We start from the raw sequence: 22,504 nt of genomic DNA on the forward strand, positions 1-22,504 counted from the left end.
GGCCGCCGCCCGCAGCAACACCGCTGACAGGTCGCCAGACCGCCAGTGGCACATCGGGGAGAGAGCGTCATGGAAGATCAGTTCGGTACGAAGGTGCACGGACCCGGCGAGTCGGGGGCGCCGGAGCCGGCCCCCGTGATGGGGCTGGTGACGGCGGCGAGGGCGGCCGGTGCACCCGGCGCCGGTCCGGCGGCCGCAGCCGCCGCCGCACCGGCGGTGCCCGCGAAGAACGCGGGGACGGGCTTCGAGGCCCACCCCGCGCAGTACCGGGCGGCGGTCTCCCCGATGCTCGTCGCCTCGGACCGGGTCTCCACCGCGTACCTCGCCCTGGACAGCTTCCTGACCAGCATGAACGCCACCAACCCCTGGGGCAACGACCACGCGGGGCACCAGTTCGCCGAGGGCGAGAAGGGCTACCTCGCGTACAGCGCCGGCACCCTCAAGGGCCTCAAGGGCCTCCCGGCCGCGCTGCGCCGGGTCGCGGAGGGCCTGCAGCGGATGGCGGACAACTACGAGAACACCGAGCGGCGCGTCGTGGACGCCTTCAAGGGCCGCACGGAGGGTCCCGGCACGTACGGCCCCGCGAACCCGATCCCGGCGTCGGCCGACCTGCCACAGGCGCCTGCACCCGTGGCACCGACCCTGCCCGGACCCCACGTCGGTCCGATGGTGCACACCGGCGGGAGGCGCTGACCATGGCCACCGAGCTTCCCGAACCCCTCCAGTGGGTCCTGCTGCTGCTGTCCGGTACGCGTTGGCCGGAGGCCGACGAGGACAACCTGCGGAACATGGCCGGGCACTGGCGCGACATGGCCCAGATGCTCAAGGACGTCGAGGAGTCCGCCGACGCCGCCGTCAAGCGCGCGCTGGTCGGTCAGGTCGGCGTGGCGGCCACCGGACTGTCCCAGTACTGGGACAAGTTCACCGTCGGCTCGGGCGAGGCCCAGCCCGGGGTTCTCCCCGGCCTGGCCCAGGCCTGCGAGGGCATGGGCGACATGCTGGAGTCGATGGCCAACTCCGCCGAGACCGCGAAGATCCAGATCATCGCCCAGCTGGGGATCCTCGCGGTCGAGATCGCCACGGCCGAGGTGGAGGCACCGTTCACCGCGGGCCTGTCGCTGGCCCAGATCCCGGTCATGGTCGGCATCAGCCGGACGGCCGTCCAGCAGATCCTGAAGAAGCTGGCCATGGAGGCGATGAAGTTCGCCGCCAAGCAGGCCGTCCAGATGGCGGCCATCAACCTGCTCGCCCAGAGCATCCAGGTCCTGGAGGGGCACCGCAAGGGCCTCGACCTGAAGGAGCTGGGCGACAACGCCGTGGGCGGCGCGGTGGCGGGCGCCTCGGGCAACCTGCTGGGCAAGGGGATCGGCGCGGCCGGCTCGAAGCTGGGGCTCGGCAAGGTCATGGGGACGGTCCCCGGCAGGATGGTGACGGCGGGCGCGGTCGGCGTCGGGGCGGACGTCATCACCCAGGCCGCGACCACCGGGACGGTGGACAGCCACAGCCTGCTCGGCTCCGGTCTGAGCGGAGCGAGCGCCGCCGGTCTGCATGCCGCGGGCGCGGCGGTCAACGAGCACTTCAAGGCACCGGCGGTGGACGTGCCGCACGGCGGGCTCCCGGGTGCCGGGGGGTCGGAGATCCCGGCCGCGGCGCACGTTCCGGAGCACGCGCCGACGGAGGCTCCGGGCGGATCGGCCGGGGCGGAGCGACCGGCGGGCACCGACGGCAGCCGCAGCCTGCCCGCCGCGTCCGAGCACGGGGCCGGGGCCGGGGCCGGGGCCGGGGCCGGGGCGGAGTCTCCTGCGGCGGCCGCCCACAACGCACCGGCGGGTGGTACGCACGAGGGCGTGCCGGCGGGCGGCCAGCACCCGGCGGCAGAGCCGGCCGGCGGGGCGCATCCGGCGCAGCACCCGGCGGCGGACGGTGGGGGCACCGTGCAGGCCCAGCCCCATCCGGCGGCTCCGCCGTCGGAGCACGGCACCGCGGGCGGCGGTTCGCCGGTGCAGGCTGCGGGCCACGGCGGCGAGGGCGGCACGCCCGGGCACGGTCCGGCGGCTCCGGCGGAGGGCGGAGCTCCGGGTCACGCCGAGGCTTCGCCCGCCCATGGCGGCGGCACGCACACCCCGGTCACGGAGGCGGCGGCGCCGACGGGTACCGGCTCGCACCCATCGGTGTCCGAGGGGACGCCGGCTCAGCACGTCGGCCCCGCCTCGACGCACGAGCCGGCGCCCGCGACGGCCACCGTTCCCCACGAGGGCGCGGCGACGCCCACGGCGAGCCACGCCCCTTCCCTGCCACCGCTGCACGAGGGGGGCGCGGTCGGCGCGCCGACCACGGCGGCGCACGAGCCCCTGCTGCCGGCCGGTGGCGGCCACCACGGGCCGGAGGTGTCGCAGTTGCACCTGCCGCCGGAGGGGGCGCCCGGGCCGGCGCATCCGGTGGGGGAGGGTTCTCTGTCGATGCGGCATGTGCCGGAGGTGTCGCAGTTGCACCTGCCGCCGGAGGGGGCGCCCGGGCCGGCGCATCCGGTGGGGGAGGGTTCTCTGTCGATGCGGCATGCGCCGGAGGTGCCCGAGCTGCACCTCTCGCACACCGAGGCCACGGCGGCCCACACCTCGCCGGAGGCGCTGGTCCGTCCGCTCGGGTCCGGGGACGAGATCCGGCTCGCGGGGGGCCCGGCCGAAGGGACGTCCTCCGGTGCCGGCCGGCCGGTGAGCGGTGTTCCGGACATCCACGGGACGCCGGTCCTGCACGGCAGCGCCACCACGCCCGTCGCCGGTTCCCTGGCCCCGGCACATCCCGCCGCGCAGCCGGGCCGCTCGCCGATTCCAGCGGACTTCCGTACCGGTCCGGTCCGTCCGGAGGGGTCGCCGCACCTCCCAGGGGTCCGTACCGAGCCGGTGCCCGGTCGTGGAGAGGCGGTAAGGCCGGGACGCTCACTGCACGAGCATCCGGTGGGGATGACTGCGCTGGCCTTCCCGCTTCAGTCGTCTCCGGTGCAGAAGGCGCTTCACAAGGTGCAGACGCTGTTCAGGCCGACCGCCGTGCCGGAGGGCCTCAAGAACATGGTGACGTACTCCCTGCCGCACTCGAGCCCCGGCGGCAAGTACGTGCACCCTGAGACCACCACTCATGTCCCGGTCACGGATATCCACTTCAACAAGCGGACGAACACGCTGAAGACCCGTCTCGACCCGGCGACACTCAACGACCTCTCACCGTCGGCGTTCGGTTCGATCAGGGAGCTGGCCGCGGAGCCCGTCAGGCGCTGGGCCCCCGAGAAGATGCTCGCGAAGACTCACGAACGGGTCGAGGCGATGGCCCGCATGGACTACCGGACCGCCGACTACTGGGCGGCCCAGGACGCCCGTCGCGACCGGCTCGACGACATGGTGGTGGCCAACACCCTGCGCAGGCCCCCCGGGCTGCCCGCGGAGGCCGTGGCCCGCGTGGACTCGGTGCTGCGGGACGCTCCGGACGCCGTCACCGCCGCCGGCTGGATCCTCAAGGAGCACCCGGGAATCGTCCTGGGTGAGAAGCACGGGGAGCCGCAGAGCTTCGACTTCCTGAAGAACAACATGGCTGCCCTCCGGGAGGCGGGGGTCCGGACCGTCTACCTGGAAGCGCTGCGCGGCGACTCGTTCCAGTCCCACGTGGACGCTCATCTGCGTGCTCCGGCGAACGCGGAGATGCCGCCGCTGCTGGATGCGATGGTCTCGCGCTACGAAGGCAGCCACGGCCAGGGCCTGCGGGCGACGATCGAGAGCGCCAAGGCCGAAGGAGTCGGAATCCGGGCGGTCGACGGGCACCCCGCCCGCCGCGAGGGCGAGGGAGACTGGACGCTCTACGACCGTGCCGCGCGGTTCAACACGTACGTGGCCGACGCCGTCGAACTGGGTCAGGCCGGATCCGACGGGAAGTTCGTCCTGCTGGTCGGCAAGGCGCACGTCGGCCTGCACGACGCTCCGACCATGCCCGACCCGGACAACCCGGGCCAGGTCATGACCCGGCCCCTCGAACACAGGATCCACTCGGAGCTGCCGGCACCCGGACTCTCCCAGCTGCTGGACGCTCCCGGGCTGGAGGTGAAGAACACGGACGAGGGCCGGCACTCTCTGCACCGGCTCTAGGTCCTCGCTTTCGGATCTTGCCGAGCGGTCGGAGCCCGCCCGGTCCCCGCCGGTACGCAGGCATGGGAGGGTGCCCGTCGTGCCGGGTGCCTTATCAGGCCCCTACCCGAGGGGCGGATACGATCACTGCCCATGAGGCTCGCAGGAGCAGGGCGCCGCTGGCGCGAGAGGCTGACGACCCGGAGACTGCCGGCGGCCGTCCTCGCTCTGGCGGTGCTCGCCGGAGCCGGCACCTGGACGGTGGCCGCCGCAGGCAGCCAGCAGCCGGTCCGTGAGGAGAACCGGTTCCTCCCGATGCCCGAGACACCGGGCAGCGAGCAGCGGATCGACCTCGACACCTCCTTCTTCACGACCGGGACGAGCCCGCGCCCGGCGATCCTGCTCGGCCACGGCTTCGGGGGTTCCAAGGAGGGCGAGCGCGAGCGGGCCGAGCAGCTCGCCCGGCAGGGCTACGCCGTGCTGACCTGGTCGGCCCGCGGCTTCGGGGAGTCCGGCGGGAAGATCGGCCTCAACGCGCCGGACCGCGAGGTCGAGGACGTCCGGCACCTGGTCGACTGGCTGGCGCAGCGGTCCGAGGTGCAGCTGGACGGGCCCGGCGACCCACGGGTCGGCATCACCGGTGCCTCCTACGGCGGCGCGGTGGCGCTGCTCGGCTCCGCGTACGACCGCAGGATCGATGCGGTGGCGAGCCAGATCACCTGGTGGAACCTGGCGGACGCGCTGTTCCCGCAGGGCGTCCGGGGCTCGGGCGCGGTGGACGGCGTGTTCAAGAGGCTCTGGGCCGGGATCTTCTTCACCACGGGCTCGGCGGGCGACCTCGGTCCGTCCGGGGGCGCGCCGCGCGGCGGCGGATCGGCGCCGGGCAGGGGCGGTGAGGCCGGCGGCGGGAGCAGGGCCGGCGAGGTCGGCTGCGGGCGCTTCACGGACGAGCTCTGCCGGATGTACGACCGGGTGGCGACCGCCGGACACGCCGACCCGGAGGCCGTCGCGCTCCTGGAGCGCTCCAGCCCGTCCTCGGTCGCCGACCGGCTCAAGGCGCCCACCCTGGTCGTCCAGGGCCAGCAGGACTCGCTGTTCCCGCTCGACCAGGGCGACGCGATCGCCCGGGCCGTTGCGGCCAACGGCGCGCCGGTGGCGGTGGACTGGTTCGCCGGCGGACACGACGGCGGCACCGACACCAGCGAGCGGGTGGACGCCCGGGTGAGCGGCTGGTTCGACCGCTTCCTGAGGAATCCCGGCTCGAAGGGCGCGGGGGGCGACACCGGCCCGGCGTTCCGGGTCACCCGCACCGGCGGCGTCGACTCCACCGGTTTCCAGGCCGTGCTGCGCGGCGCCACCGCCGACGCCTACCCGGGCCTCGGCGGCACCGGCTCGCGGCAGCTGGAGCTGACCGGCGCCGAACAGGCCTTCGCCAACCCGCCCGGCGGTGCGCCGCCCAACATCTCCGCGCTGCCCGGGGTCGGCGCGCTCAGCCAGGCCGCCTCGCTGGGCGCCGGGCTCTCCCTGGACTTCCCCGGCCAGTCGGCCCGCTTCGACACCGCGCCGCTGGACGGTCCGCTGCACCTGACCGGGCAGCCGACCGTCGCGCTGCGGGTCCGGGCCGACCGGCCGGACGCGGTGCTCTTCGCCAAGCTCTACGACGTCGGGCCGGACGGCAAGCAGACCCTGCCGCAACAGCTGTCCGCGCCGCTGCGGGTGACCGGGGCGGATGCGGCCGACGGCCGGACCGTCACCGTGGCGCTGCCCGCCGTGGACCACGCCTTCGCCGCCGGGCACCGGCTGCGGCTGGTGCTGGCCGCCACCGACCTGGCGTACGCCTCGCCCGCCGAGCCGGCCACCTACCGGGTGGCCGCGGCCGGGGCGCTCACCCTGCCGACCGTCGACGGCCTGGTGACCGAGGCCGCGCCGCTGCCCGCGCGGACCTGGCTGCTGCCGGTGGCCGCCGTCGCGCTGGCGGCCGTCCTGCTGCTGGTGCCCCGGCTGCGCCGGCGGCGGGGTGCCCGCGGCCCGGCGTTCGACCCGGCGCTGGCCGGCGTGCCGCTGCAGATCACCGGTCTGAGCAAGAGGTACAAGGGCTCCGCGGACCGGTACGCGGTGCGGGACCTGGGCTTCCGGGTGGAGCAGGGCCAGGTGCTCGGGCTGCTCGGGCCCAACGGTGCGGGCAAGACCACCACGCTGCGGATGCTGATGGGCCTGATCCGGCCCGACGCGGGCGAGATCCGGATCTTCGGGCACCTGGTGCGCCCGGGCGCACCGGTGCTCTCCCGGGTCGGTGCCTTCGTCGAGGGCGCCGGCTTCCTGCCGCACCTCAGCGGGCGGGCGAACCTGCGGCTCTACTGGGAGGCCACCGGGCGCCCCGAAGCCGACGCGCACCTGGACGAGGCGCTGGCCATCGCGGGGCTCGGCGAGGCGCTGGACCGTGCGGTGCGCACCTACTCCCAGGGCATGCGCCAGCGCCTGGCCATCGCCCAGGCCATGCTGGGCCTGCCGGACCTGCTGATCCTGGACGAGCCGACCAACGGGCTGGACCCGCCGCAGATCCGCGAGATGCGCGAGGTGATGATCCGGTACGCGGCCGCCGGCCGGACGGTGATCGTCTCCAGCCACCTGCTCTCCGAGGTCGAGCAGTCCTGCACCGCCCTGGTGGTGATGGACCGCGGCCGGCTGGTGACCACCGGCGACGTCGCCGAGATCGTCGGCGCGGGCGAGCTGCTGCTGGTCGGCACGCCCGTCTCGTTCGGGCCGGAGGAGCTGGCGGCGGCGGCCGACAAGGCGGCCGCGCTGGCCGGGGTCGGCTCGGCGGAGGCGGTCGAGGGCGGACTGCTGGTCCGGCTGGACGGCATGGCGGCCAGTCAGCTGGTGGCCGAGCTGGTACGGCTGGAGGTGCCGGTGGAGCGGGCCGGACCGCACCGCCGGCTGGAGGACGCGTTCCTGTCGCTGATCGGAGGTGCCGCATGACGGCCGTTGTTCCGCCGGAGGCCGTCTCGCCGGACCACGCCGCGGGCTACCGGGCGGGCCGGACGCTGCCGCTGCGGGTCGAGGCGGTGCGCCAGCTGCGGCGCCGGCGCACCCTGGTGATCGGCGGGGTGCTGGCGGCGATGCCGTTCGTCATCCTGGCCGCGTTCCAGATCGGCGGCACGCCGGGCCGGGCCGACCGGACCACCTTCATCGAGCTGGCCACCGCTTCGGGGCTCAACTTCGCGACGACGATGCTCTTCATGGGCACCGGCTTCCTGCTGGTGATCCCGGTCGCGTTGTTCTGCGGGGACACCGTGGCCTCCGAGGCGAGCTGGTCCTCGCTGCGCTACCTGCTGGCCGCGCCGGTGCCCCGGGCCCGGTTGCTGGCCCGCAAGCTGGTGGTGGGGCTGGCCTTCTCGGCGGCGGCCGTGGTGCTGCTGCCGCTGATCGGCCTGGCGGTCGGCACGGCCGCGTACGGCTGGGGGGATCTGCGGCTGCCGGCCGGGGTGAGCCTGCCGGCGGGCGAGGCCCTGCCGCGGCTGGCGATCGCGGTGGCGTTCGTCCTCCTGAGCGAGGTGGTGATCGCGGCCCTGGCGTTCTGGCTGTCCACCGCCACCGACGCGCCGCTGGGCGCGGTGGGCGGGGCGGTCTTCGCCTCGATCGTCACCGGGGTGCTGGACGCCGTCACCGCGCTCGGCGACCTGCGGGAGTGGCTGCCGGCGCACTGGCAGTACGCCTGGGCGGACGCCCTGCAGCCGCAGCCGGAGTGGGGCGGCATGCTGCAGGGCGTCTCGCTGTCGCTGTCCTACGCGGTGGTGCTGCTCGCGCTGGCCTTCCGCGGCTTCGCCCGCAAAGACGTGGTGTCCTGAGGGGCGCCCGGTCGGACGGGCACCCCTCGGGGCCGGGTCACCTGATCGGCGAGTAGACCCGCTCGACCTGCTGGGTACCGGAGAGGGTGCGGTAGGAGCGCGTCCACTTGGCGGTGGCGTCCTTGCGGGTGCGGTCGGAGAGGATGTAGTAGTCCATCTGCGTCTGCTCCGGCGTGACCTCCAGGACGCCGTAGCCGTGCGAGTCCAGGTCCACCCACTTGATGTGGCGGTTGGCGGCCTTGATCGCGGCGACGGCGGCCAGCGAGACGGTCTGCGGCAGGACCTTGAGGACGTCGTCGATGTTGTCCGAGGTCACCGAGGTGACCACGAACTCGGTCGCGGCGCTGCCGGAGAACGGGTAGGTGGCGGCCTCGTACGGGACGTCCGACGCCCAGGCGGAGTGGATGTCGCCGGTGAGGAAGACGGTGTTGGCGATGCCGTTCGACTTGAGGTGGCCGAGCAGCTCGCGGCGGTCGTGGGTGTAGCCGTCCCACTGGTCGGTGTTGACCGCCAGGCCCTCGCCGGGCAGGCCGAGCAGCTTGGCCAGCGGGCGCAGGATGTAGTCGGGCAGCGAGAAGAACGCGACCGGGGAGATCATCACCTCGTTGCCGATCAGGCGCCAGGTGGTGTCCGAGCTGCTGAGGCCGGACTTCAGCCAGTCCATCTGGGCGCGGCCGGTGATGGTGCGGTCGGGCGAGTCGATCTCGCCGTTGCCGACCTTGACCGGCTGGGAGCGGAACGACCGCTGGTCCATCAGGTGCAGGTCGGCGAGCTTGCCGTAGCGCAGTCGGCGGTAGGTGGTGCCGGCGATGGACGGGCGGACCGGCATCCACTCGAAGTAGGCCTGCTTGGCGGCGGCGACCCGGTCCGCCCAGTCGCCCTCGGCGCCGGGGGTGTGGTTCTCGGCGCCGCCGGCCCAGGCGTCGTTCGCGAACTCGTGGTCGTCCCAGATCGCGATGGTCGGGACCTGCGCGTGCAGCGCCCGGAGGTCCTCGTCGGTCTTGTAGCGGCCGTGCCGGGTCCGGTAGTCGGCGAGGGTCAGGATCTCGTGGGCCGGCGCATGCGGGCGGACCACGGTGCCGCGCGCGCAGAACTCGCCGGTCTTGTACTCGTAGATGTAGTCGCCGAGGAAGAGGAAGGCGTCGATGTCGCCGCGGGCCGCGAGGTGGCGGTAGGCGGAGAAGTAGCCGGCCTCCCAGTTGGCGCAGGACGCGACGCCGAAGCGGAGGCGGTCGAGCGCGGCGTCGGCGGCCGGGGTGGTGTGGGTGCGGCCGACGGGGGAGACGGTGCCGCCGGCGGTGAAGCGGTACCAGTAGGCGGAGCCCGGGGTCAGGCCGCGGACGTCCACCTTGACGGTGTGGTCGGCGGCGGAGGTGGCGGTCACCGTGCCGCTCGCGGCGATCCTGGTGAAGGCCTTGTCGGTGGCGAGCTCCCAACGGACCTCGGTGTCGGGGCCGACGGCGGAGCCGGGGACGGCCTCGGGGGTCGGGGTCACCCGGGTCCAGAGCAGGATGCCGTCGGGCAGCGGGTCGCCGGAGGCGACGCCGTGCAGGAACTGCGGGGCGGTCGCGGCGTGGGCCGCGGTGCCGAGGGTGAGCGGCAGGGCGGCGGCGCCGGCTGCGATGGCGGTGGCCTTCAGCACCTGGCGGCGGTGCGGGCGGGCGGCAGTCATGTCATCGACAAGGTCAGTCACGGCGCACAGGCTACCCGGCGGTAACGGCGCCTTCCATACGTTGAACTGACTGTTTGTCGTCGATTCACCGCCGGGTACGTCCGGCCACCGGCGGTCGGGAGCGCCGACACCCGGCGGACATGAGCGATGATGGGGACGGTTCGTCCCCCGCCTGTCCCTGCTGCTCCGAGGAAGTCCCGCCCGTGGCCCAGATCCTGCTCCTGCACTCCGTGTACGGCCTGCGCCCCGCCGTCCACGCCGCCGCCGACCGGCTGCGCGCCGCCGGGCACACCGTCCACACCCCCGACCTCTTCGAGGGGCGGACCTTCGAGGACGTCGAGGAGGCCATGGCGTACAAGGAGGAGGTCGGCAACGACGAGCTGCTGCGCCGGGCGGTGGGCGCCGCAGCCCCGCTGCTGGGCGCGGACGCCGCTCTGGTCTACGCCGGCTTCTCGCTCGGCGGCTCGCTCGCCCAGAACCTCGCACTCGCGGACGAGAACGCGCGCGGGCTGCTGCTCCTGCACGGCACCTCGGACATCCGCGAGGACGCGGCCACGACCATCCCCGTCCAGCTGCACGTGGCCGAGCCGGACCCGTTCGAGTCGGAGGACTGGCTGAACGCCTGGTACCTGAACATGCGCAAGGCCGGCGCCGACGTCGAGGTGCACCGCTACCACGGCGCCGGGCACGTCTTCACCGACCCGGACCTGCCGGACCACGACGCCGAGGCGGCGGAGCAGGCCTGGGCGGTGGCACTGGACTTCCTGGCGGAGCTGGACGGGCAGGCCGAGCCGACGGGCTGACGGCCCGCCGGGCCGTCCGCTCGGGCGGGGAGGACGAGGACATGAGGATGAGCGACGGCCGGTACGCCCCGGCGGGGACGCTGATCGGGCTGGTGCAGCGGGGCCGGGGGCTGGGCGCGCGGATGGCCGCCGAGGACCCGGCGGCCGCCGCCGAGCTGGTGTACGGATGCATCCGCCGGGACTGGCGGTGGGGGGAGGCCGACCAGCGCGCGGTGTACCTGGCGCGGCTCGTGAGGGACCTGGAGCTGCCGCTGGAACCGGTGGCGGACGGGCTCGGCCGGGGGGAGGCGGCGGGCGGACAGGCGGCCCGCGTGCTGGGGCTGCTCGCGGCGAGCGGATCGGTGCAGGCACGGCGGGCGCTGGGCGGCCGCGCGCCGGAGGGCGCGGACGGCGCCGCCCACCGGGGGCCGGTCGAGCGCGGCGGGGTGCAGGACGTTCCGGCGCTGGTCGCCGAGCTGGAGCGGGCCTGGGTGGAGCGGGAGTGGTGCGGTCCGGACGGCGTGGCCCGGGGACTGGCGCGGTTCGGGGCCGGGGCCCGCGATGCGGTGTCGCTGCTGCGGCGGTTCTGGCTCTGGACGCCGCACTCGTACGAACGGGCGGGCTACCTGGAGGCGCTGGCGGCGATCGATCCGGCCGGACTGGAGGAGATCCACGTCGAGTGCCTGTGGGGCTGCGAGGGGAACGAGCGGTTGTCGGCCGTGGCGCAGGCGCCGGACCGGCCGGAGGTGCGGGAGCGGCTGGCGTACCTGCGGGACGACCCGATGGAGGAGCCCGGGGTCAGGGCCGCCGCCGGGGAACGGCTGGCGGCCCTGAAGCGTCGCTGACCCCCGAGCGGGCCCACGGGCCGGGGACGCGGCCGCTGCGGTAGGGGCCGCGGACAGCAGGTGTCCGGCGCGGGCCCGGGCGCCGCGGGCGTGCGCGAGGTCGACCGGCATCCGGGTGAGGCCGGTCCCGTCACCGCGATCGCCTCGGCGTGGTCGGTGTCGGCGGGCAGCGGATGAGGCGTGGGCCGTCCTCCGAGGCGCGGCGCATGGCCGGAGACGGGTGCGCCCGGGGGCTAGAGTAGGGGCGTGAACGTGTGAGTGCTGGTCCGGGCCCCGGGAGTGGCTCGGACCGTATCTGTTTCCAGGCACCCTCTGTGACCTGCACGTTCGCCGGCCAACCAGACAAGCACGAGCCTCCGGAGGCCCCGCCTTGAGCGATCAGCCGTTCGCGCACCTGCACGTCCACACCGAGTACTCGATGCTGGACGGAGCCGCCCGGCTGAAGCAGATGTTCAAGGAGGTCGAGCGGCTGGGCCAGACCCACGTCGCGATGACCGACCACGGCAACATGTACGGCGCGGCCGAGTTCCACAAGCAGGCCACCGGTGCGGGCATCACCCCGGTGATCGGCATCGAGGCGTACGTCGCGCCGGAGTCCCGCTCGAACACCAAGCGCGTCCTCTGGGGCCAGCCGCACCAGAAGAAGGACGACGTCTCGGCGTCCGGTGCCTACACCCACAAGACCATCTGGGCCCGGAACAAGGAGGGCCTGCACAACCTCTTCAAGCTGACCTCGCGCTCGTACTCCGAGGGCTGGCTGGTGAAGTGGCCCCGGATGGACAAGGAGCTGATCGCCGAGCTGTCCGGCGGCCTGATGGCCACCACCGGCTGCCCCTCGGGCGAGCTGCAGACCAGGCTCCGGCTCGGGCAGTTCGACGAGGCGCTCGGGTCGGCCGGCGAGTACCAGGAGATCTTCGGCAAGGAGAACTACTTCCTGGAGCTGATGGACCACGGTCTCGACATCGAGAAGCGGGTCCGCGACGGGCTGGTCGAGATCGGCAGGAAGCTCGGCATCCCGCCGGTGGTCACCAACGACTCGCACTACACCACCGAGGCCGACGCCGGCGCCCACGACCTGCTGCTCTGCGTGCAGACCGGCAAGAACCTCTCCGACCCGGACCGCTTCCGCTTCGACGGCACCGGCTACTACATCAAGTCGGCCGCCGAGATGTACGCGCTGGACTCCTCGGACGCCTGGCAGGAGGGCTGCCGCAACAGCCAGCTGCTGGTGGCCGAGCGGGTCGACACCAGCGGCATGTTCGAGTTCCGCAACCTCATGCCGCGCTTCCCGATCCCGGAGGGCTTCGAGTCCGAGGCGGACTTCTTCAAGTCCAAGGTGTGGGAGGGCATGGACTGGCGCTTCCCGGACGGGTACGACGAGGAGCACAAGAAGCTCGCCGAGTACGAGATGGACACCATCATCCAGATGGGGTTCCCGGCGTACTTCCTCGTCGTCGCCGACTTCATCATGTGGGCGAAGGGCCAGGGCATCGCGGTGGGTCCCGGCCGTGGTTCGGCGGCCGGCTCGCTGGTCGCCTACGCCATGGGCATCACCGACCTCGACCCGATCCCGCACGGCCTGATCTTCGAGCGCTTCCTCAACCCCGAGCGCATCTCCATGCCCGACGTCGACATCGACTTCGACGAGCGCCGGCGCGGTGACGTGATCCGGTACGTGACGGAGAAGTGGGGATCCGACAAGGTCGCCATGATCGTCACGTACGGCACCATCAAGGCGAAGGCCGCCATCAAGGACTCCTCGCGCGTCCTCGGCTACCCGTACGCGATGGGCGACCGGATCACCAAGGCGATGCCGCCGGACGTCATGGGCAAGGGCATCCCGCTCTCCGGCATCACCGACTCCTCGCACCCGCGCTACGGCGAGGCCGGCGAGATCCGCGGGCTGTACGAGACCGACCCCGACGTCCGCAAGGTGATCGACACCGCGCGCGGCATCGAGGGCCTGATCCGCCAGCCCGGCGTCCACGCGGCCGGCGTCATCATGTCCGCCGAGCCGCTGACCGACCACATCCCGGTGTGGACCCGGCACACCGACGGCGTCACCATCACGCAGTTCGACTACCCCACCTGTGAGGGCCTCGGCCTTCTCAAGATGGACTTCCTCGGCCTGCGCAACCTGACGATCATGGACGACGCCGTCAAGGCGATCGAGAAGAACAAGGGCATCAAGATCAACCTGCTTGATCTGCCCCTGGACGACAAGCCCACCTACGAGCTGCTGGCCCGCGGCGACACGCTCGGCGTCTTCCAGCTCGACGGCGGGCCGATGCGCTCGCTGCTGCGCCTGATGAAGCCGGACAACTTCGAGGACATCTCCGCCGTCCTCGCGCTGTACCGGCCCGGCCCGATGGGCGTCAACTCGCACACCAACTACGCGCTGCGCAAGAACGGCCAGCAGGAGATCACCCCGATCCACCCGGAGCTGGAGCAGCCCCTGGAGGAGGTGCTCCGGCCCACCTACGGCCTGATCGTCTACCAGGAGCAGGTGCAGAAGGCCGCTCAGATCCTGGCCGGCTACTCGCTCGGCCAGGCCGACCTGCTGCGCCGCGCGATGGGCAAGAAGAAGAAGGAGATCCTGGAGGCGGAGTTCGTCCCGTTCCAGAAGGGCTGCCGGGAGCGCGGCTACTCGGACGCGGCGATCCAGGCGGTCTGGGACGTCCTGGTCCCGTTCTCCGGCTACGCGTTCAACAAAGCCCACACCGCCGGGTACGGACTGGTCTCCTACTGGACCGCGTACCTCAAGGCCAACTACCCGGCCGAGTACATGTCCGGTCTGCTCACCTCGGTCAAGGACGACAAGGACAAGTCCGCGGTCTACCTCAACGAGTGCCGCAAGATGGGCATCAACGTGCTCCCGCCGGACGTCAACGAGTCGGACGCGGACTTCACCCCGCACGGCAACGACACCGTCCGGTTCGGACTCACGGCCATCCGCAACGTCGGCGGGCCGGTCGTCGAGTCGATGATCCGGACCAGGAAGGCGAAGGGGAAGTTCGCCTCCTTCCCGGACTTCCTGGAGAAGGTGGAGTCGGTGGTCTGCAACAAGCGGACCGTCGAATCGCTGATCAAGGCGGGCTCCTTCGACTCGCTCGGGCACACCCGCAAGGGCCTGACCGCGCAGTTCGAGCCGATGATCGACAACGTCGTCGGGGTCAAGCGCAAGGAGGCCGAGGGCCAGTTCGACCTGTTCGGCGGCGACGCGACCAGCGACGAGCCGAGCTTCGGGCTGGACGTGGTCTTCTCCGAGGAGGAGTGGGAGAAGTCCTTCCTGCTCACCCAGGAGCGGGAGATGCTCGGCCTGTACGTCTCCTCCCACCCGCTGCACGGCATCGAGCACGTCCTCGCCGACAAGGCGGACTGCGCGGTGGCGGACCTCGCGGAGCGGCCGGACGGCACCATCGTCACCATCGGCGGCATCATCTCGGGCCTGCAGCGGAAGATGACCAAGCAGGGCAACGCCTGGGCGATCGCCACCGTCGAGGACCTCGCCGGCTCGATCGACTGCATGTTCTTCCCGGCCAGCTACCAGCTGGTCTCCTCGCAGCTGGTCGAGGACGCCGTGGTGTTCGTCCGAGGGAAGCTGGACAAGCGGGAGGACGTGCCCCGGCTGATGGGCATGGAGCTGTCCGTCCCCGACCTGTCGAACGCGCACGCCGAGGCGCCGATCGTCATCAACATCCCGAGCGGCAAGGTGACGCCCCCGCTGGTGGCCCGGCTCGGCGAGGTGCTGAGCAGCCACCGGGGGACGACGGAGGTGCGGGTCCGGCTGGAGGCGCGGAACAAGACCACCGTGCTGCGGCTGGACCGGCACCGGGTGAAGTCGGACCCGGCGCTGTTCGGGGACCTCAAGCAGCTGCTCGGGCCGAGCTGCCTGGCGGGGTGATCCCGCCACCGGCGGCGGGTCGGCGCTGATCCCGCAGGATCAGGACCCGCCGCCGAGTCCCGCGGGCACGGCGGTGTGCAGGGCCGAGACGAAGGCCGAGACCGCCGGATGGGAGCCGGCGCCCGCGCGGAAGGCGGCGCGGGTGCGCCGGTACATCGGCAGCCGGGTGAGCACCACCCCCGGCGGGGGCTGTGCGATGCCCAGGTGGGGGACGAGCGCCACCCCCTGACCGGCCGCCACCAGGGCCAGCACGGTGGCGAAGTCGTCGATCTGGTGCCGGATCCGGGGAGCGAAGCCGGCGCTCTCGCAGGCCCGGACGGCCATCGTGTGGCAGAGCGTCCCCGGCGGCGCCATGATCCACGGCGCGGCGCGGTGCTCGGCGACCGTGCCGGGGGCGCGGGCCGCCAGGTACATCGGTTCGGTGAACACCGGGCGGGTCACCGCGAGGCCGGGCTCCGGCTCGGCCGGGACGAGGTCGTACTCGTGCACCAGCGCCACGTCCAGCTCGCCCGCGCGCAGTGCCGCCGCGACGGCCGCCGGGTCCACCTCGTTCACCATCGGCTCCAGCAACGGGTGCCAGCCGGCCAGCTCGGCGAGGACCGCCGGGATGATCGCCTTGGCCGCCGACGGGTAGGTGCCGATCCGCAGCGGACCGGCCAGCCCCTCACGGGCGTGGGCGAGTTCGGCGTCCGCCTGCTCCAGCCGCTCCAGTACCGCCTCGGCGTGCCGCACCAGGTTCCGCCCGGCCGGGGTGAGCGCCACCCGCCGCCCGGTGCGTTCCAGCAGCGGGACGCCGGCCTCCTTCTCCAGGACGGACAGCTGCTGGGAGACGGCCGAAGGGCTGAAAGACAGCGCCTCGGCGACGGCGGCGATGGTGCCGAGATGGGCCAGTTCGCGCAGCAGGCGCAGGCGTCGGACGTCGAGCATCGGCTCAGCTTACGAGAAGCCTCGGAAATGTGAACTGGACCTGCGGGGCGGCGGGATCGCAGGATCGTGGCCATGGAACTCAAGGGCATCTACGTCCCCCTGGTCACCCCTTTCGCCGCCGACGGCTCGGTCGCCCTGGACGCGCTGGACAAGCTGGCCCGCTCGGTGCTCGCCGGCGGCGCGGCCGGGCTGGTCGCGCTCGGCACCACCGGCGAGCCGGCCACCCTGGACGCGGCGGAGAAGCGGGCGGTGGTCGAGGTCTGTGCCGCCGTCTGCGCCGAGCTCGGCGGGCAGCTGGTGGTCGGCGCCGGCGGTCCGGACACCCGGGCGGCCGCCGAGGAACTGGCGGGCCTGCGCGAGCGGGTGCCGGGCGCGGCGGCCGCGCTGGTCACCGTCCCGTCCTTCGTCCGCCCGGGTGAGGCCGGGACGCTGGCGCACGTCCGGGCGCTGGCCGCGGCGAGCTCGGTGCCGCTGGTCGTCTACCACATCCCGTACCGCACCGGGCAGGCGCTCTCGGCCGCCGCGCTGGGCGAACTCGCGCTCCTGCCGGGCGTGGCGGGCGTCAAGTACGCGACCGGCGCGATGGACCACGACGCCGTGCAGCTGCTCGCCGCCGGACCGGCCGGCTTCGCGGTGCTGGCCGGGGACGACACCTTCCTCGCGCCGATGCTGGCCCTGGGCGCGGCCGGCGGCATCCTGGCCTCCGCCCACCTGGCCACCGCCCGGTTCGTCGAGCTGGCCGCCGCCTGGGAGCGCGGGGACGTCCCGCGGGCCCGCGCGCTGGGCCGCCGGCTGACCGCGCTGTCAGCCGCCGCGTTCGCCGCGCCCAACCCGAGCGTGGTCAAGGCGGTGCTGCACGCCCAGGGTCTGATTCCCACCCCGGCGGTGCGGCTGCCGCTGCTGCCGGCCGGCCCGGCGGAGACCGCGCGGGCGCTGGAGCTCGCCATCGGTCTGGACCACTGAGCGGGTTCGGGCCTCTCACACCGTGGAATGCCAGGTCGCGCCCCGCCCGTGGCAAGGCATGATGGGCGGAGTGCGGCTGTGAACAGCAACATCAAGAGGAGTTGTCGGAATGAAGATCGGCATTGTCGGGGCCACCGGCCAGGTCGGCGGCGTGGTCCGCGAGATCCTGGCGGAGCGCGCGGGTCGCGAGGGCGGCCTGGGCCCGGTGGAGCAGCTGCGGCTGTTCGCCTCCGCCCGCTCGGCCGGGCGCACCCTGCCGTGGCAGGGCACCGAGATCACCGTCGAGGACGCGGCCACGGCCGACTACACCGGCCTGGACATCGTGATCTTCTCGGCCGGCGGTGCCACCTCCAAGGCGCTCGCCCCCGAGGTCGCCGCGGCCGGCGCGGTCGTGATCGACAACTCCTCCGCCTGGCGCCGTGACCCCGAGGTCCCGCTGGTCGTCTCCGAGGTCAACCCGGAGGCGATCGCCGACCGCCCCAAGGGCATCATCGCCAACCCGAACTGCACCACCATGGCCGCCATGCCGGTGCTGCGCCCGCTGCACGAGGAGGCCGGCCTCGCCGCGCTCGTCGTCTCCACCTACCAGGCGGTCTCCGGCAGCGGCGTGGCCGGTGTGGCCGAGCTGCAGGACCAGGCCGCCAAGGTGGTCGACGGTGCCTCGGCGCTCGCCCACGACGGCGGTGCGGTCGAGTTCCCCGAGCCGAAGGTCTACCAGCGGCCGATCGCCTTCAACGTGGTGCCGCTGGCCGGCTCGATCGTCGACGACGGCTCCAACGAGACCGACGAGGAGCAGAAGCTCCGCCACGAGAGCCGCAAGATCCTCGGCATCCCCGAGCTGAAGGTGGCCGGCACCTGCGTGCGCGTGCCGGTCTTCTCCGGCCACTCCCTGCAGATCAACGCCCGCTTCGAGCGCCCGATCAGCCCCGAGCGCGCGGTCGAGCTGCTCACCGGCGCCCCCGGCGTCGAGCTGAGCGAGATCCCCACTCCGCTGCAGGCGGCCGGCCGCGACCCGAGCTACGTCGGCCGCATCCGGGCCGACGAGACCGTGGAGCACGGCCTGTCGCTGTTCGTCTCCAACGACAACCTGCGCAAGGGCGCCGCGCTCAACGCCGTCCAGCTGGCCGAACTGGTCGCCGCCGAGCTCCGGGGCTGAGCACCCGGCCGCACGTGCCGCGCGCCCGGCCGCAGCCGGGCGCCGAGCGGGCCCCCGTCCTCCGGGACGGGGGCCGTCGCGTCTTCTCGTGCTCCCTCGCGTTCCGGGCCGTTGCCGGACCGCGACGTCCGCCGAGGTTCGGCGCGCGAACGAGGGGTAAAGGTGACCCAACGATCGGGCGGCTGCGGGCCTCCCTCGCCCCGTCCGGGCCCGGCCGCCGGGCGGACCGCGCCCACCCGGCACAGCGACCGGCGGCGCCTGACCCCGAGGGCGAGCGGAAAGAGGTGCGCGATGGACCGCTGTGTCGTCCTGGTGGACGCGGGATACCTGCTGGGCGCCGCCGCCAGCCTGCTCGCGGGGGACCCTGCGCGCTCCCGGGTCACCGTCGACCACACCGCGCTGATCACCGCCCTGCGCGAGCGGGCCGAGGCCGAGACCGGCCTGCCGCTGCTGCGGATCTACTGGTTCGACGCCGCCCCCGACCGCCGCCCGATGCCCGAGCACCGCCGGCTGCGGGTGCTGCCCCGGGTGACCGTCCGGCTCGGCGCGCTGACCCGGGCCGAGGGCCGCTGGGTGCAGAAGGGCGTGGACGCCGCGATGCACGCCGAGCTCTCCGAACTCGCCCGCAACCGGGCCTGCGCCGACGTCGTGCTGATCACCGGCGACGGCGACCTGCTGCCCGGCATGATGTCCGCCAAGGAGCACGGCGTGGTCGTCCACCTCTGGGCGCTGCAGGCGGCCGACGGCGACTTCAACCAGTCCGAGGACCTGGTGGGCGAGGCCGACGAGCGGCGGGTGCTCGACCGGGAGTGGATCGAGGGATCGTTCAGCCTGCGCGACAACGCCGCCGTCTTCCCCGCGCCCGGGCCGCGGCACGAGATCGCCAAGATCCTGGCCGCGCCGCCGGCCGGCCCGCCCGGTGTGGTGCCGGCGCCGGCGGTCCGCCCCGGGTCGGCCCCGGCCGCGGTGCCGGCGGCCAACGGGCGCGCGGCCCCGGCGGCCGCCACCGCGCTCAAGGTGGTCCCGACGCCCAAGGACATAGCGGGCCGCAGCGCCGCCGCGCCGCCCGCCGCCGCGCCGCCCGCCGCCGCGGGCCACCCGGCCGGCCCGGTGCTGCGCTGGTCCTCCGACCGCGGCTGGGTGGAGCGGCCCGCCGCCGAGCAGGCCGCCACCGCCGGCGACTGCCTGCCCACCCTGGCCCAGCTGACCACCGCCGAGCAGCGCTGGGCCGACCGCGAGGAGGACATCACCTCGATCGGCGGCGACGCCCACGAGGTCGGCCAGGTGTTCGCCCGCCGCTGGTGCGAGCGGATCGGCAACGCCGAGCGGCTCACCGTGCTCTGGCCCGACTACCCGCGCATCCCGCACCGGGTCGACGGCGAGCTCCTGCGCTACGCCGCCCGGTTCGGGCTGCTCGCACACAAGGACGACCAGATCGACGAGCACGACCGGTACGCGATCCGGGCCGGCTTCTGGAAGGAGCTGTCCGGGCGGGTGCCCGGTGGGGACATCGTCGTGGACGACTGACCGCAGCGGCCGTCCCTTCCGGGTGATCAGGCCCCCTTGTCCGGTTCGCGGGCCGCACGGCGTAGAGTCTTCGCTCGTGAGTGAGGGCACCGCGTGAACCGTCCAGAGGCGACCTCGCCGTGCTGTGCCGTACGCGACCTGGTCAAGACGTACCGCTCCGGGCGCGGTGCCGCGGCCGCCGACGTCCGGGCCAACGACGGCGTCACCCTGACCGTGCGGCAGGGTGAGATCTTCGGCCTGCTCGGACCCAACGGCGCCGGCAAGTCGACCCTGGTCCGCCAGCTCACCGGGCTGCTGCGGCCCGACTCCGGCTCCGTCGAGATCCTCGGCCACGACGTGGTCCGCCACCCCGAGCGGGCCGCCCGGCTGCTCGGCTACCTCGGCCAGGAGTCCACCGCGCTGGACGAGCTGACCGTGGCGCTCGCCGCCGAGACCACCGGCCGGCTGCGCGGCCTGAGCCGGGCGCAGGCCCGGGCGGAGGCGGCCGACGTGCTCACCGAGCTCGCCCTCGAACCGCTCGCCCACCGCCCGCTCGCCAAGCTCTCCGGCGGCCAGCGCCGGCTCGCCTGCTTCGCCGCCACGCTGGTCGGGGAGCGGCCGCTGCTCGTCCTCGACGAGCCGACCACCGGCATGGACCCGGTCGCCCGCCGCGCGGTCTGGAGCGCCGTCGAGCGGCGCCGGACCGAGCGGCGGACCACCGTGCTGCTGGTCACCCACAACGTGATCGAGGCGGAGACCGTGCTGGACCGGGTCGCCGTGCTGGACGACGGCCGGGTGATCGCCTGTGACACGCCCGGCGGACTCAAGGCCCTGGTCGACGGCGACGTCCGGCTGGACCTGGTCTGGCGGGACGAGGCACCGCTCGACGTGCCCGCCGTCGCGGAGCTGGCCGGGCGCGCCGAGCGCACCGGCCGCCGCTGGACCGTGCGCACCACCCCCGAGGAGGCCCGCGAGCTGGTCGCAGCCGTCACCACCGGCCCGGCCTTCGCCGCCCTGGACGATTTCACCCTGGCCACCCCGAGCCTTGAGGACGCCTACCTCAAGCTGGGCGGCCGCCATGGAGGACTGGTCAAGTGACGCTGCTCTCCGCGCCGCCGCAGACCAGCGGGACGACGGACCCCGGGCCCGCCCCGCTGGCCCCGGCCGCCCGGCTGCTGCCCGCGCTGGCCGCCGTGTACCGGGCGCAGCTGGCCCGCGCCAAGGTGGCCCGGATCCCGCTGCTGTTCGTCGCGACCTTCCAGTCGCTCGGCATCCTGGTGATGATGCGCGGCGTGGTGGACCCGGGGGAGACGGCGGCCGCGCGCTCGGTGGTGGCCGGGTCCAGCGTGCTGGTGGTGGCGTTCGTGGCGCTCAACCTGCTGGCCCAGTACTTCGGACGGCTGCGGGCGACCGGCGGCCTCGACCACTACGCGACGCTGCCGGTCCCCGCCGCCTCGGTGGTGCTCGGCGCGGCCGCCGCGTACGCCTCGTTCACGCTGCCCGGCGCGGTGGTGACCGCCGCCGCGGGGGCCGTGATGTTCGGGCTGCCGCTGGGGCAGCTCTGGGTGCTGCTCGCGGTGGTCCCGCTGGCCGGGGCGGCGCTCTCCGGGCTGGGCGCGGCCTGCGGGCTGCTCGCGCCCCGGCAGGAGATCGCCACGATGCTGGGGCAGCTCGGCATGTCGGCGGCGCTGCTGCTCGGGGTGCTCCCGGTGGACCACCTGCCGCAGCCGGTGCTCTGGCTGCGCGACCTGCTGCCCTCCACGTACGGGGTCGAGGCCTTCGCCCGGACCTTCGCCGCCGATCCGGACTGGGCGGAGGTGGCGGGCGACCTCGCGGTCTGCGCCGGTGTAGGCGTGGTGTCGCTGGCCGTCGCCACCTGGGCCTACCGGCGGGCCACCACCCGGTAGCTGGTGTCGTGGCCGCTCGGCCCGGGCGTCCACGGTGCGGGTGGCGGGTCCGTTCCGGCGGCGCTCGTGAAACGATGGGCGGGTGACCGTACCGAACACACCTCCGGATCCCCTGCACGCGGCTGCGGGTGCCGACGCGGACACCTCCGCCCCGAACCCGTTCGCGCCGCCGGCGGCGCCGGCCCGGGCCTTCGAACGGAAGGCGGACGGACCCGCGCTCCACCGGCTGCTGCCCGAGCTGAAGGTCGGGGCGGTCACGGTGCTGGTCTGCCTGGTGCTGGGGGTGGCGATGGCGGCCCTCTGGGCGTGGCTGGCGCCGAAGGTGCCGCTGGTGGTCGACGGCAACAAGATCCTCTACGGCGACCCGGAGGGCGAGCAGCGGGCCGGGGCCGACAGCATGTTCGTCCTGATCGGTCTGGGCATGGGCGTCCTGACCGCACTCGGGGCCTTCCTGGCCACCCGGCGGCGCGGCGGCGGGATCGCGGTGGCGGTCGGCCTTGCGGTCGGCGGCCTGCTGGCCTCGGCCGGAGCCTGGGGCCTGGGCCGCCGGCTCGGCCCGGCCGACGACCTGGTCGCCGAGGCGAAGCGGGTCGGCGACGGCGGCCACTTCAACGCCGACATCGACCTCGGGGCGTACGGCGCGCTGCTGGCCTGGCCGATGGCCGCCATGGTGGTGCTGCTGGCGCTCTCGGCGGCGTTCGGCAAGCGCGAGGAGGACCCGCCGCCGTACTGGGCCGGTCCCTACGCCGGGCAGCAGCCGCTGGACGGTCTCCCGTCCGGTCCCACGGACGCCGCTCCGGGCCAGGCCGGCGCCGCTCCCGGCCCGGCGGGGCGGCCGCAGGACGGGCCGCGGCCGCCGGACGACCGGCTGGGCTGAGTTCGGGG

At 74.0% G+C, this 22,504-nt stretch carries 15 protein-coding genes; 13 read left to right on the top strand and 2 right to left on the bottom strand.

The window, feature by feature from the left end:
• Positions 1-69 precede the first annotated feature (69 nt).
• The 4 genes from ACF9IK_RS26265 to ACF9IK_RS26280 all read left to right on the top strand — a co-directional run bounded on the left by ACF9IK_RS26265 (position 70) and on the right by ACF9IK_RS26280 (position 7,957).
• Positions 70-693 carry a WXG100 family type VII secretion target gene (locus ACF9IK_RS26265; protein WP_395296557.1) on the top strand — a complete coding sequence of 208 codons (624 nt, stop codon included), beginning with the start codon at positions 70-72 and terminating at the stop codon, positions 691-693.
• 2 nt (positions 694-695) lie between these two features.
• Positions 696-4,130, top strand: a complete 3,435-nt coding sequence (locus tag ACF9IK_RS26270; protein WP_395296558.1) for a hypothetical protein — start codon at positions 696-698, stop codon at positions 4,128-4,130.
• A gap of 132 nt (positions 4,131-4,262) precedes the next feature.
• Positions 4,263-7,088, top strand: a complete 2,826-nt coding sequence (locus ACF9IK_RS26275) for an alpha/beta fold hydrolase (RefSeq protein WP_395296559.1) — start codon at positions 4,263-4,265, stop codon at positions 7,086-7,088.
• A complete protein-coding gene (locus ACF9IK_RS26280; RefSeq protein ID WP_395296560.1) occupies positions 7,085-7,957 on the top strand; it encodes an ABC transporter permease in 873 nt (290 codons plus the stop codon). The genes ACF9IK_RS26275 and ACF9IK_RS26280 overlap by 4 nt, the downstream gene beginning before the upstream one ends.
• 37 nt (positions 7,958-7,994) lie before the next feature.
• Here the strand turns inward: ACF9IK_RS26280 and ACF9IK_RS26285 are convergent, their stop codons facing one another.
• On the bottom strand, positions 7,995-9,629 hold the full coding sequence (locus tag ACF9IK_RS26285; RefSeq protein WP_395298685.1) for an alkaline phosphatase D family protein: 1,635 nt from the start codon (positions 9,627-9,629) through the stop codon (positions 7,995-7,997).
• Between the two features lie 203 nt (positions 9,630-9,832).
• On the opposite strand from ACF9IK_RS26285, the gene ACF9IK_RS26290 reads away from it, so the two are divergent.
• The 3 genes from ACF9IK_RS26290 (at position 9,833) to dnaE (ending at position 15,160) form a co-directional block, all read left to right on the top strand.
• Positions 9,833-10,432 carry a dienelactone hydrolase family protein gene (locus ACF9IK_RS26290; protein ID WP_395296561.1) on the top strand — a complete coding sequence of 200 codons (600 nt, stop codon included), beginning with the start codon at positions 9,833-9,835 and terminating at the stop codon, positions 10,430-10,432.
• A 41-nt stretch (positions 10,433-10,473) separates the two neighbouring features.
• Positions 10,474-11,256 carry a hypothetical protein gene (locus tag ACF9IK_RS26295; RefSeq protein ID WP_395296562.1) on the top strand — a complete coding sequence of 261 codons (783 nt, stop codon included), beginning with the start codon at positions 10,474-10,476 and terminating at the stop codon, positions 11,254-11,256.
• Between the two features lie 370 nt (positions 11,257-11,626).
• On the top strand, positions 11,627-15,160 hold the full coding sequence (gene dnaE / locus ACF9IK_RS26300; protein ID WP_395296563.1) for a DNA polymerase III subunit alpha: 3,534 nt from the start codon (positions 11,627-11,629) through the stop codon (positions 15,158-15,160).
• 39 nt (positions 15,161-15,199) lie between these two features.
• Here dnaE and ACF9IK_RS26305 read toward each other — a convergent pair whose 3' ends face one another.
• Complete coding sequence (locus tag ACF9IK_RS26305; RefSeq protein ID WP_395296564.1) at positions 15,200-16,087, bottom strand: LysR family transcriptional regulator; 888 nt, start codon at positions 16,085-16,087, stop codon at positions 15,200-15,202.
• Between the two features lie 72 nt (positions 16,088-16,159).
• Here ACF9IK_RS26305 and ACF9IK_RS26310 point away from each other — a divergent pair, with 72 nt between their 5' ends.
• From ACF9IK_RS26310 to ACF9IK_RS26335, 6 genes are all read left to right on the top strand, one after another.
• Positions 16,160-17,050, top strand: a complete 891-nt coding sequence (locus tag ACF9IK_RS26310) for a dihydrodipicolinate synthase family protein (RefSeq protein ID WP_395296565.1) — start codon at positions 16,160-16,162, stop codon at positions 17,048-17,050.
• Positions 17,051-17,159: 109 nt separating this feature from the next.
• Complete coding sequence (locus ACF9IK_RS26315) at positions 17,160-18,206, top strand: aspartate-semialdehyde dehydrogenase (RefSeq protein WP_395296566.1); 1,047 nt, start codon at positions 17,160-17,162, stop codon at positions 18,204-18,206.
• Between the two features lie 291 nt (positions 18,207-18,497).
• Positions 18,498-19,733, top strand: a complete 1,236-nt coding sequence (locus tag ACF9IK_RS26320) for an NYN domain-containing protein (RefSeq protein WP_395296567.1) — start codon at positions 18,498-18,500, stop codon at positions 19,731-19,733.
• Positions 19,734-19,826: 93 nt separating this feature from the next.
• Positions 19,827-20,810, top strand: a complete 984-nt coding sequence (locus tag ACF9IK_RS26325; RefSeq protein WP_395296568.1) for an ABC transporter ATP-binding protein — start codon at positions 19,827-19,829, stop codon at positions 20,808-20,810.
• Positions 20,807-21,619 carry an ABC transporter permease gene (locus ACF9IK_RS26330; protein WP_395296569.1) on the top strand — a complete coding sequence of 271 codons (813 nt, stop codon included), beginning with the start codon at positions 20,807-20,809 and terminating at the stop codon, positions 21,617-21,619. The genes ACF9IK_RS26325 and ACF9IK_RS26330 overlap by 4 nt, the downstream gene beginning before the upstream one ends.
• An 82-nt stretch (positions 21,620-21,701) precedes the next feature.
• On the top strand, positions 21,702-22,496 hold the full coding sequence (locus tag ACF9IK_RS26335) for a hypothetical protein (protein WP_395296570.1): 795 nt from the start codon (positions 21,702-21,704) through the stop codon (positions 22,494-22,496).
• The last annotated feature ends 8 nt before the right edge of the window (positions 22,497-22,504 follow it).

This window comes from Kitasatospora hibisci (assembly GCF_043950205.1).
Taxonomy (GTDB): Bacteria; Actinomycetota; Actinomycetes; order Streptomycetales; family Streptomycetaceae; genus Kitasatospora; species Kitasatospora hibisci.

What these genes read in the sequence shown, in the direction of transcription:
- ACF9IK_RS26295 (WP_395296562.1), top strand. Translation starts at nt 10,474, where the DNA reads ATGAGGATGAGCGACGGCCGGTACGCCCCGGCGGGGACGCTGATCGGG.
- ACF9IK_RS26320 (WP_395296567.1), top strand. Translation starts at nt 18,498, where the DNA reads ATGGACCGCTGTGTCGTCCTGGTGGACGCGGGATACCTGCTGGGCGCC.
- ACF9IK_RS26275 (WP_395296559.1), top strand. Translation starts at nt 4,263, where the DNA reads ATGAGGCTCGCAGGAGCAGGGCGCCGCTGGCGCGAGAGGCTGACGACC.
- ACF9IK_RS26285 (WP_395298685.1), bottom strand. Translation starts at nt 9,629, where the DNA reads ATGACTGCCGCCCGCCCGCACCGCCGCCAGGTGCTGAAGGCCACCGCC.
- ACF9IK_RS26270 (WP_395296558.1), top strand. Translation starts at nt 696, where the DNA reads ATGGCCACCGAGCTTCCCGAACCCCTCCAGTGGGTCCTGCTGCTGCTG.
- ACF9IK_RS26310 (WP_395296565.1), top strand. Translation starts at nt 16,160, where the DNA reads ATGGAACTCAAGGGCATCTACGTCCCCCTGGTCACCCCTTTCGCCGCC.
- ACF9IK_RS26265 (WP_395296557.1), top strand. Translation starts at nt 70, where the DNA reads ATGGAAGATCAGTTCGGTACGAAGGTGCACGGACCCGGCGAGTCGGGG.
- ACF9IK_RS26305 (WP_395296564.1), bottom strand. Translation starts at nt 16,087, where the DNA reads ATGCTCGACGTCCGACGCCTGCGCCTGCTGCGCGAACTGGCCCATCTC.
- ACF9IK_RS26315 (WP_395296566.1), top strand. Translation starts at nt 17,160, where the DNA reads ATGAAGATCGGCATTGTCGGGGCCACCGGCCAGGTCGGCGGCGTGGTC.
- ACF9IK_RS26280 (WP_395296560.1), top strand. Translation starts at nt 7,085, where the DNA reads ATGACGGCCGTTGTTCCGCCGGAGGCCGTCTCGCCGGACCACGCCGCG.